Below are 10,765 nucleotides of genomic sequence, written 5' to 3' on the forward strand. Positions count from 1 at the left end.
GAAGGCGACTCCTGCTGACCTTGCCAGGGGCGCTTGGCCCGATGAGGCGATACCAATACCCACTGATCACTTAATGGGTTATATCTGCGGTGTGGATGATCCACAGGGTTAAAATCAGTCATAACAACACCTTAATCGGGATAGCCCTGAGGATTCTGTGATTGCCAGCGCCAGGTATCAGCCGCCATTTCGTCCAGCGAGCGGCTGACTCGCCAGCCCAGTTGTTCCGCGGCTTTGGTGGGGTCAGCCCAATAAGCCGGAAGATCACCTTCACGACGTGGCGCAAAATGGTAGGCCAGCGGTTTGCCGCAAGCTTTGCTGAATGCTTCGACCACCTGTAAAACACTGTGGCCAACACCGGCACCCAAATTAAAAATATGTACACCCGGTTGATTGTGTAACTTTTTCATTGCGGCAACATGGCCGTCAGCTAAATCGACCACATGAATATAGTCACGAACCCCAGTGCCATCAGGGGTTGGATAGTCATTGCCGAATATCGCCAATGATTCACGGCGGCCTACTGCAACCTGGGCAATAAACGGCATCAAGTTGTTAGGGATACCTTGTGGGTCTTCTCCCATCAGCCCAGATGAATGGGCCCCAACCGGATTGAAATAACGCAGGATAGTCATGTTCCATTGTGGGTCGGCCAGTTGCACATCTTGCAGGATTTGCTCAACCATCAATTTGCTGCGGCCATACGGACTGGAAGGTGAGCCAGTCGGGAAGCTTTCAACATAAGGAATTTGCGGCTGATCACCATACACGGTGGCGGATGAGCTGAAGATAAAGTTTTTGACCTGAGCCGCGCGCATCGCCTCCAGCAAGACTAAGGTGCCGAAAACGTTATTATTGTAATATTCCAATGGTTTACTGACGGATTCGCCAACAGCTTTCAAGCCAGCAAAATGAATGACCGCGTGAATAGGATGAGCGGCGAATATCTTATCGAGCAGGGCGCGGTCACGAATGTCCCCCTGATAAAGTTCAGGAGTGTAGCCAGTCAATTGATGTATCCGGGCTAATACGCTGGATTTACTATTACAAAGATTGTCGAGGATAACTGGCTGATAGCCAGCTTCAATCAATTGCACACAGGTATGGCTACCAATGTAACCGCTACCACCTGTTACCAGTACGTACATAAAAGACTCCTAGAATGACTTTTGTCTAAGAAAGATAGCATGCCATTATGTGAGAAAAGGTGATCTGCACTCAATAATGGAATCGTTTACATTTAATTTTATGCTAGCTTAATCCCTGTGAGGGTATAAATACAGGGGAATGAACAAGGATAGGCTAAAAAATCGAGAAAACTCGGACATAACTAAGATAACCACAGTGGTAGCGTTCTCATCCATTCATTTAGCAGGAATGTCCTGCTAATGATGCGATGACCCGATACTGGCGAATAAAATGGTATCGGGTCTTGGCAGTAAAAATCAGTGGGTAGAGTAAAGCGGGTAGGTAAAGAACAGCAAATGCATTAAATTCAGGCCGAAATGGAATGCCACTGCAACCCACAAACGGCCACTCCACAGCCAGGCTAAACCATAAATGACCCCTGCCAGAGCAGCGAACACCATTAACAGCGCGCCACCGGCAAAATGTGCGGCACCGAACAATAGCGCGGTAAGCAGCAGTGCAGGATAGTTACCGATGCACTGACTTAGGCGTTGCTGCAAATAACCGCGGAATAGCGCTTCTTCGGCCAGGCAAACAAAAAATATATTGGCCATAACAAAGGAGCCAACCCATGCAGGAGTGTGCATTTCAACTTTCAAACCGCCTAGCGCAACCGCCAGCAGTAACAATGCCGGGATACTGACAATCAAACCTAACCAGCCGAGCCGGCTAACTGAGAGATGTTTTTTGGCAACAAACAAGGTGGGCAGGCAGGCCAGCAAAATAAAGGGAACCAGTGCCTTATCAAGATTGTAATACATACTAAAGGCGGCGCTCAGGGGCCCCACTTTTACGTTATCTAACACTTTCAAGTTGTTAAAACCAGGAATCAAGTGCAGGAATAGGGCAATGGCGGTAAGCACCAACAGCAATTCTAATCCGGCGGCCAACCATTTCTGTTGACGATATTTTTTTAGTAGCAACGCAACTGCCAGTGTTAGCAACAGAAATGCCGCTGAGGGCAACGTCAGAACACCGTGATACAGGGCAATAGATAAGGATAAAGCCAACAGAAACAGGGAAAGTACCCGGTTAATTGATAAGAAAAGCAGTGATGCAGCAAGTACGCCCCACATAGGTCATCCCTTTGTTATTCAATCTTAAAAATATTATAAAATGAATAATCTATAATCATTATCCACCGTCAACCTGAATGATGGTTGACGGTGGCGATAGTAGCATAAGTGCTAGTGGATAAAACTCACGTCAGTTGAGAAAAGCTCTCATTATTTGATGAGCCTAATATTATAATATAGCTAGGCTGTTCTCATTTAGCTGGGCAATTTTTCCTGCTGATATTGATAAATATCGCCATCAGGAATAAAGGTTAGTCGGTGGGTAATGCATTGCGGTGCATCTTCTGCGTGGTGAGAAACGAACAACAATTGTGTCTCACCTTCACTGATCATCACATCAATAAAACGGCGCACTAACAATCGGTTAAGTGGATCTAACCCTTGCAATGGTTCATCGAGAATCAGTAGCGCAGGGTGTTTTACCAGCGCTCGGGCGATCAGGGCTAAGCGCTGTTGCCCCCACGATAAGCTATGGAAAGGTTGATCGGCAGTCGTCGCAGAAAACCCCAGTAACGCCAGCCATTGATCGGCAAGTTGCTGCTGCCGGTCGGATACAGCCTGATAAATACCAATTGAATCGAAAAAGCCCGATAAAATCACCGTGCGCAGATTGGTACTGACACGATAGTCCAAATGCAAGCTACTGCTGACATAACCGATATGACGTTTAATATCCCAGATGGTTTCTCCACTGCCACGGCGGCGGCCAAACAGTGTTAAATCATTACTGTAGCCTTGTGGATGATCACCTGTAATTAGGCTGAGTAAGGTTGATTTCCCCGCGCCATTCTGGCCGATAATTTGCCAATGCTCGCCTGGATTCACCTGCCAGTTTAGGTTATGCAAAATAGGGCGGTCATTGTACTTTACCACTCCATTTTTCAATACAATCAGTGGATTGTCTTGCGATAAATGAACTTGCTGCTGTGGGTTTTCCGTTTCTGGCAGTAATAATCCCTCAAGATTTTCGCTGTGTGCCAGTTGAGCAATCAGCGCTTGGGAAAGGATCTGCTGACGTGGGCCGGTATGGGTCAATTGGCAATCCGCCAGTACGCCGACGTATTGTACAAAATCGGGAATATCATCAAAGCGGTTAAGCACCAAAACCAGAGTGACGCCTTGCGCTGAAAGTGTGGACAACATGCTGGCCAACTGCGCACGAGCGGCCACATCCAAACCATCAAACGGCTCATCCAGAATCAGCAGGTCGGGTTGTGGCATCAGTGCCCGGCATAACAATGTTTTGCGAGTTTCACCGGTCGAAAGATACTTAAAGCGACGTGAGAGTAAGTGGCTAATGCCAAATTGCTCTGCCAGTTGCTGGCAGCGCTGCGGGTCGCTGAATTCTTCCTGGATGATTTCGGCCGTGGTGCGACCGGTATCCTCTTCATCGACGCTGAGTAAATCGGTGTTATTACGCTGCCACTCTTCGCTGACTAACTGTTGCAGTTGCTCGAAAGACAAACGCACAATATGGTTGAAATTGCTCTGGCGACTGCCACCAAGCAGGATAAGTTCTCCCGCTAAAGCCTTGGCCAGCGATGATTTACCACTGCCATTGGCACCCACAAATGCCCAGCTATCACTTGTCTGCTGCATATCACCAGAAGAGATACGTAACTCTGGCAAGATGAGTGTCCGGGTGTCGCTCAGACGAAAACAACCTTGCGTTATTTGCAATTCAGACATCATCTTTCCCATATTCTGCAACACAATAATAGGTGTAGGAATAGGCGGGAAGGGGCAAAATGTCAACAGGTAAATGCTTATCTACGGTTGATAACTAACGTGAATTATTCAACACAGTGTGGCGATGATGACCCGATCAGCATTGAACTGGGCAATAACATCACTTCCCACGCGCAAATTCAGTTTGTGCAACTCGCTGTTATTTTGTGTCGAGCAGAGACAGGCACCTCCCGTCAACGTCACGATAACTTCACTGTGTTCATTACCCGGCTCGATACTGCTGACGGTGCCTGGTAGAGAGTTATCCGCTGCCCCCGCGAGCGCTTGATCAGTGATCAGTTTTATCCAGGGCGCTTTGATCAGCGCCAACACTTCTTTACCCGCGACAAGTTGCAACCGGTCGGCACTTTGCTGGGTTATCGCCGCAGATAAGCGGGTCTCCCCATCTGATAACAAGATATTGATGTGTTGCTGAACCTGCTGATGGTCACGCTCTATCACCGTACCGAAGAACTGGTTACGGGCGCTGGTTTGCAGAGAGAAACGAGAAATGGCGGCCAGCAAGCTATCCAGTGGCATCGAGTCGTCTTTTAAAGTATCAAATGCTTTTTGTTGAATCTGCGCCAGCAAATCATAGAGCTGAATTAAACGCTCACCATAGCGAGTCAGAAAAGCGCCGCCACCACCTTTGCCGCCTGTTGCTCGCTCAACCAACGTTTCCTCAGCTAAGGTATTCATTTCATTGATGGCATCCCAGGCACTTTTATAGCTAATACCCGCGAGTTTCGCGCCCTGACTGATTGAACCGGTATTTTGTATTTGTTTCAGTAATGAGATACGTCGTGGATCGGCAAACAGTCGCTGCTGAAGTTTTAAAGTGAGTAGGATTTCGGCCTGCATGATTTTTAGCTCCAGCGGGAAACGCGTATTGTGACTCAACAGTCGGTGTATATCCAATAGACATCAAGTGCGTAGCGCTAAAGCCTCAATCGCACGTTTGGCAGGTTACATTCTTTTCGTGTGGGTTAGAATAACTGCATTCATTCATTGCTTATATAATTTACACAGAATGATATCTATTGGTTATTGTGATAACGTGGGTTATCGCTCTATAAAGTAGTCATGAGAGGTTAGTATGTTAGATCTTTTGAAAAGCCTGCTTTTTGCTGTGGTCATGGTACCCGTAGTGATGGCAGTGATTTTGGGCATGATCTATGGACTGGGTGAGGTGTTTAACATCATCTCTAAAACGGGTCACACGAAAGAACGCTCTTAAGTAAGATAGCTGCTGTTTCTAACGCAGTTGTCTCTATTTCATAAATGCCTGGCGTATTGACGCTGGGCATTTTCGTTTTTATCTTTTGCTTCATTATCTTCACTTCTATTGTGACAACTCAAGATACCTCACATCTTGCCGATAAATTGCATGACCTGCCCATGATGTTACGTTATATTTCAACGTATATAGCGGTATCACTCATGCGGAGAACAAGATGAAGAATCAATACGGTAAAGTGAATAAATGGGTTGCGAGTGCAGCGTTGTTGGCAGCATTTTCCAGTTCTGCCATGGCGGCAGATATTACAGTTTTTGCAGCTGCCTCTTTGACCAATGCGCTGCAAGATATCGCGGCACAATATAAAAAAGAGAAGCAAGTTGATGTGGTCGCTTCTTACGCTTCATCCTCTACTCTGGCACGCCAGATTGAGCAGGGTGCTCCGGCGGACTTGTTTATCTCTGCTGATCAGCAATGGATGGATTATGCCATTGATAAGCAACAAATGGTTGCTAACACCCGCTATACCCTGTTAGGAAATGAGCTAGTATTGATTGCGCCAAAAGACAGCAAAATTACCAAAGTTGCGATTGATAAAAAAACAGATTGGAAGAAATTGTTAGAGGGTGGCCGTCTGGCTGTTGGCGATCCTGATCATGTTCCTGCTGGGATTTATGCCAAAGAGTCATTAGAGAATTTAGGTGCCTGGGCAACTTTAGCGCCAGAAATGGCTCGAGCCAATAACGTGCGCAGTGCTATGGCACTGGTCGAACGGGCGGAAGCGCCACTGGGTATCGTCTACGGCTCAGATGCTATAGCCAGCAATAAAGTGAAAGTTGTGGGGGTATTCCCGGAAGCGAGCCATAAGCCGGTTGAATACCCAATGGCGATTGTTAAGGGTCATGAAAATCCTACCGTTACTGCTTTTTATGACTACCTGAAAAGCCCGGCAGCGGCTGTTATTTTCGAAAAATATGGATTTACCACACGCTAATGATATTGAGTGAGTATGAGTGGCAGGCCATTATTCTGAGCCTGAAGGTTTCCGGTGTGGCGGTGGTGTGCAGTTTGCCATTAGGTATTTTGATGGCATGGATTTTAGTGCGCTGCCGTTTCCCCGGTAAGTCTTTGTTAGATAGCATTATTCACTTACCACTGGTGCTGCCGCCAGTGGTTATTGGTTATTTACTGCTGATAAGCATGGGCCGCCGCGGTTTTATTGGCGAGTGGCTTTATAGCTGGTTTGGCATTAATTTCAGTTTCAGTTGGCGTGGTGCGGCATTGGCCTCGGCGGTAGTGGCTTTCCCATTGATGGTCAGAGCTATCCGCCTGGCGCTGGAGGCGGTTGACACCCGGCTGGAGCTGGCTGCACGTACCCTCGGGGCAAACCCGTGGCGGGTGTTTTTCACCATCACGTTACCGCTTTCTTTACCGGGTGTGATTGCCGGTACGGTGCTTTCTTTTGCCCGTTCGCTGGGGGAGTTTGGTGCCACCATCACTTTCGTTTCCAATATTCCCGGCGAAACTCGTACCATTCCATTGGCCATGTACACCCTAATTGAAACGCCCGGTGCTGAAGCAGCGGCGGCGCGGCTGTGTATTATTGCCATTATTTTGTCGCTGGTTTCTCTGTTGTTGTCTGAATGGCTGGCCCGTTGGGGTAAAAAGCGCATGGGGGTACCATGCTAGAACTGGATTTCAGCCAACAACTGGGTGATTTGCATTTGCAAGTGAGCACTAATTTACCCGCCCAAGGCATTACCGCTATTTTTGGTTTGTCGGGAGCCGGCAAGACGTCGCTGATCAATGTGATTGGTGGTTTGACTCGCCCGCAGCAAGGCAAAGTTGTGCTTAATGGCCGGGTGCTGGTGGATGCAGAACAGAATATTTATCTGCCACCGGAAAAACGGCGGGTAGGTTATGTCTTTCAGGATGCGCGTTTGTTCCCCCATTATCGCGTAATGGGTAACCTGCAATATGGTATGAATCCGTCCATGCGCGGGCAGTTTGATACCATTGTGGGGTTGTTGGGTATCGAGGCGTTATTAGGGCGTTTCCCGTTAACCCTTTCTGGTGGCGAAAAACAGCGAGTAGCGATTGGTCGTGCTTTGCTGACTGCCCCTGAGTTGTTGTTGATGGATGAGCCTTTAGCCTCACTGGATTTACCGCGTAAGCGTGAGCTGTTGCCGTATCTGGAGCGGCTGGCGCAAGACGTCAATACACCGATATTGTATGTCAGCCACAGTATGGACGAGATTTTACGTTTGGCGGATCAAGTGGTGGTGATGGATGCAGGTAAAGTTCGTGCTGTTGGTGGCCTGGAGGAGGTGTGGGCCAGTAGTGCATTACGTCCGTGGCTGCAACGGGAGGAGCCGAGCAGCATATTGCGAGTGAGTGTCATTGGTCATCATGACCGTTACGCGATGACAGCACTGGCATTAGGCGACCAGCGGTTATGGGTCGGAAAGCTGGAGGCGCAAGAGGGTGAATCAATGCGCATCCGGATAAATGCGGCCGATGTCTCATTGGTATTACAGCCACCGCAAAACAGCAGTATTCGCAACATTTTGCCGGTCAAAATAGCCGAATGCCTTGAAGTTGATGGGCAGATTGATGTCAAACTGGCTGTTGGCGACCAATGGTTATGGGCAAGAATTACGCCGTGGGCGCGGGATGAACTGGGGCTGAAACCCGGTCAGTGGGTGTATGCACAGATAAAAAGTGTGTCGTTTAATCGTAAGAATTGAGAGATGCAAACCTCTACAACTCGATCTCAAGTGGTGAGGATAGGCAGAGGAGTAAAGCGTCCGCGCCAGGACGGCGCGGCTCGAGCCCCCATGGAAGGGTTTACGGCGTCTTTACGATCTGCCTGTCTTCACCGCGGCGAGCTTTTTTTAACCAACTCGATTATGCCAGCACATGCTGGCGGATAACCGCAGCAATACCCGGTTGTTCGTTATCGGCAATCACCAGATCGGCCCGTTGTTTGATGGCATCAGCGCTGTTGCCCATCGCCACACCTAAACCGGCACTCTCAAGCATGCTCAGGTCGTTAAAATTGTCACCAAAAGCGACCACATCTTTCATGCTCAAACCTTGAGATTCAACCCATTGTTGCAGGCGCATTCCTTTGCTATTTCCGGCTTGGGCGATATCCACTTGATCATGCCACGACCATTCACATGCCAGCCCCATTTCATCTTCTACTTTGCTCGCAAATGTTTTTAGCTGGTCGATATCAGCATGGGAAGTGGCAAATTTCCAAATAGCATTGGCACTGTGGGCGGCATCTAACAAGCTATCGACATGAAGCAGGGTCGGGCGTTGGGCAACGGGTAATGATTCGGCCCAATTGAGGGAGCGAACGACATGCCCGCTACTCTGTTGATAAAGCATCGCATCGTCGACATACATCAGCCCGTGGATATCACTTTGCTCTAGCAACTGTAATACCTGAACTGCCTGTTGAGGTTCTAATGGGTTGGAATCTAAAACTTTTTTGGCTTGATAATCATATATGTAAGTGCCATTACAGCAAATTGCCGGGGTGTCGAGCTCAAGCGCTTGATAAAACGGATGAATCGCCACATGATGGCGACCCGTGACGACCACAACCTTGACTCCTTCGGCGCGGGCTTGCGCCAGTGCGGACAAAGATTCAGGTAAAATACGTTTCTTGCTGTCCAGCAGCGTTCCATCCAAATCCAATGCAATAATACGGTATGTCATAGTGATGCTAATCCCAAGGCGAGAAATAATATGTTTGCACAGTATTTTCTGATGGTACACCGGATAAGCAGTTGATTAAACCTGACTGGGGATGGTCAGCATCATTAGTTTTAAAACGCGCGACGGTGGATCTGCTCAGTCAGGTAAGCTAGGGTATCAATCATGCGTTAATAAAAAATAGTGTTGCCCAACAAGTTCGACTAAGGAGTAAAGATGAAGCAAGTGGTTTACGTGGCAAGCCCAGACAGTCAGCAGATCCATGTCTGGCAATTAGGTTCCACCGGTGAATTAACCTTACTGCAAACGGTGGAAGTACCGGGCCAGGTGCAGCCGATGACAATCAACCCGAATCAGCGTCATTTGTATGTTGGCGTTCGTCCTGATTTTGGCATCGTCAGCTATAACATTGCCGATGATGGCACCCTGACTGCTGCCGGTATGGCACCGTTGCCAGGTAGTCCAACTCATATTGGTACGGATCTGCAAGGCCGTTTCTTGTTCTCTGCTTCTTACAGTTTCAATTGTGTCAGTATCAGCCCTATTGATAAACATGGTGTGGTACAAGCGCCTATTCAGCAACTTGATAATCTACCCGCGCCACACTCAGCAAATATTGACCCAACCAATCAAATCTTGCTGGTGCCTTGCCTGAAAGAAGACAAAGTGCGCTTATTTAATTTGAGTACCGAGGGCAAATTGACGCCACATGCGCAGTCTGATGTGACTGTTGCCGCCGGTGCTGGCCCACGCCATATGGCTTTCCACCCTAATCAGCAGGTCGCTTATTGTGTCAATGAGCTGAATAGCTCGGTTGATGTATATCAAATCAGCGATAACGGCCAGGAATATAAGATCATTCAAACATTGGATGCCATGCCTGCCGACTTTACTGACACCCGTTGGGCAGCTGATATCCACATCACGCCAAATGGCCGCCATTTGTACATTAGTGATCGTACTGCCAGTCTGTTGGGTATTTTTAGTGTTTCTGAAGATGGTCGTGAGATTGCGTTAGTGGGTCATCATCAGACTGAAACCCAGCCGCGCGGTTTTAATATCGACCACAGCGGCCAGTTCCTGATCTCTTCCGGCCAGAAATCTGATCATATCGCAGTATATCGTATCGATCAGACTAGCGGTGAGTTGACAACCCTCAAGCGCTATCCGGTTGGGAAAGGCCCAATGTGGGTCAGCATATTGGCGAAATAGGCTATTTTACTTGCCATTTTGAATTTGGGCAGTGCTCGTAATCCTCACGTACTTTTTGTACGCTCCGGTTACTGTGCGCTGTCCGCATCCAAACTGACTGCGACAATGACGCCAATAAGGTCATTTTTCTAATTGGCACTGTTCACGGCAGAAGCCACTGCATCTGTCAGTCGGGTTAATGCTTCTGGCGAAACAATATAAGGTGGCATCAGGTAAATAAGCTTGCCAAAAGGTCTGATCCACACTCCTTGTTCGACAAAACCGCGTTGCAGGCGAGCGACGTTAACCGGTTCCTTCATTTCCACCACCCCGATAGCCCCTAATACCCGCACATCAGCGACTGTTTTATGCTCTGCCAATGGTAAAAGCGCTTGTTTCAATTGAATTTCTATGGAGGCCACTTGCTGTTGCCAGCGATTCTCTGCCAATAGACTCAGGCTGGCCGAGGCCACCGCGCAAGCCAGTGGGTTTGCCATAAATGTCGGCCCATGCATAAAGCACCCAGCATCACCGTTACTGATGGTTTCTGCCACTTTTCGGGTGGTCAGTGTGGCGGATAAGGTCAAATAGCCGCCTGTTAGTGCCTTACCTAAACAGA

At 48.3% G+C, this 10,765-nt stretch carries 11 protein-coding genes and 1 pseudogene; 5 read left to right on the forward strand and 7 right to left on the reverse strand.

The features are described 5' to 3' along the window. The 5 genes and pseudogenes from ACNSO8_RS04905 to modE all read right to left on the reverse strand — a co-directional run. Positions 1-122 (reverse strand): annotated as a pseudogene (locus tag ACNSO8_RS04905) (galactose-1-phosphate uridylyltransferase); the annotation flags it as partial. Positions 123-131: 9 nt separating this feature from the next. Next, positions 132-1,148, reverse strand: a complete 1,017-nt coding sequence (gene galE, locus ACNSO8_RS04910; RefSeq protein ID WP_005158984.1) for a UDP-glucose 4-epimerase GalE — start codon at positions 1,146-1,148, stop codon at positions 132-134. 297 nt (positions 1,149-1,445) lie between these two features. After that, entirely contained in the window at positions 1,446-2,264 is an 819-nt protein-coding gene (locus ACNSO8_RS04915; protein WP_019081123.1) for a CPBP family intramembrane glutamic endopeptidase, read from the reverse strand. 195 nt (positions 2,265-2,459) lie between these two features. After that, positions 2,460-3,953 (reverse strand): molybdate ABC transporter ATP-binding protein ModF, encoded by a 1,494-nt coding sequence (gene modF / locus ACNSO8_RS04920; RefSeq protein ID WP_050131528.1) that lies wholly within the window; start codon positions 3,951-3,953, stop codon positions 2,460-2,462. A 108-nt stretch (positions 3,954-4,061) separates the two neighbouring features. Then, a complete protein-coding gene (gene modE / locus ACNSO8_RS04925) occupies positions 4,062-4,853 on the reverse strand; it encodes a molybdenum-dependent transcriptional regulator (RefSeq protein ID WP_050131524.1) in 792 nt (263 codons plus the stop codon). A 235-nt stretch (positions 4,854-5,088) separates the two neighbouring features. Between modE and ACNSO8_RS04930 the strand changes: the two genes are divergently transcribed. The 4 genes from ACNSO8_RS04930 to modC all read left to right on the forward strand — a co-directional run bounded on the left by ACNSO8_RS04930 (position 5,089) and on the right by modC (position 7,976). After that, positions 5,089-5,229: an AcrZ family multidrug efflux pump-associated protein gene (locus ACNSO8_RS04930; RefSeq protein ID WP_005158974.1), complete on the forward strand. Its 141-nt coding sequence runs from the start codon at positions 5,089-5,091 to the stop codon at positions 5,227-5,229. 217 nt (positions 5,230-5,446) lie between these two features. Next, complete coding sequence (gene modA / locus ACNSO8_RS04935; RefSeq protein ID WP_418394000.1) at positions 5,447-6,223, forward strand: molybdate ABC transporter substrate-binding protein; 777 nt, start codon at positions 5,447-5,449, stop codon at positions 6,221-6,223. After that, positions 6,223-6,918 (forward strand): molybdate ABC transporter permease subunit, encoded by a 696-nt coding sequence (gene modB / locus ACNSO8_RS04940; RefSeq protein ID WP_005158971.1) that lies wholly within the window; start codon positions 6,223-6,225, stop codon positions 6,916-6,918. The genes modA and modB overlap by 1 nt, the downstream gene beginning before the upstream one ends. Continuing rightward, on the forward strand, positions 6,912-7,976 hold the full coding sequence (modC, locus tag ACNSO8_RS04945; RefSeq protein WP_005158969.1) for a molybdenum ABC transporter ATP-binding protein ModC: 1,065 nt from the start codon (positions 6,912-6,914) through the stop codon (positions 7,974-7,976). Before modB ends, modC begins: the two co-directional genes overlap by 7 nt. Positions 7,977-8,136: 160 nt before the next feature. On the opposite strand, the gene ACNSO8_RS04950 is transcribed toward modC, so the two are convergent. Further along, positions 8,137-8,958 carry a pyridoxal phosphatase gene (locus ACNSO8_RS04950; RefSeq protein ID WP_019081116.1) on the reverse strand — a complete coding sequence of 274 codons (822 nt, stop codon included), beginning with the start codon at positions 8,956-8,958 and terminating at the stop codon, positions 8,137-8,139. Positions 8,959-9,171: 213 nt separating this feature from the next. Between ACNSO8_RS04950 and pgl the strand changes: the two genes are divergently transcribed. Next, complete coding sequence (pgl, locus tag ACNSO8_RS04955; protein WP_050131522.1) at positions 9,172-10,167, forward strand: 6-phosphogluconolactonase; 996 nt, start codon at positions 9,172-9,174, stop codon at positions 10,165-10,167. Positions 10,168-10,295: 128 nt separating this feature from the next. Here pgl and ACNSO8_RS04960 read toward each other — a convergent pair. Then, a partial coding sequence (locus ACNSO8_RS04960; RefSeq protein WP_418394001.1) for an aminotransferase class III-fold pyridoxal phosphate-dependent enzyme occupies positions 10,296-10,765 on the reverse strand: 470 nt, incomplete at its 5' end.

This window comes from Yersinia sp. LJYL362, from assembly GCF_048323875.1.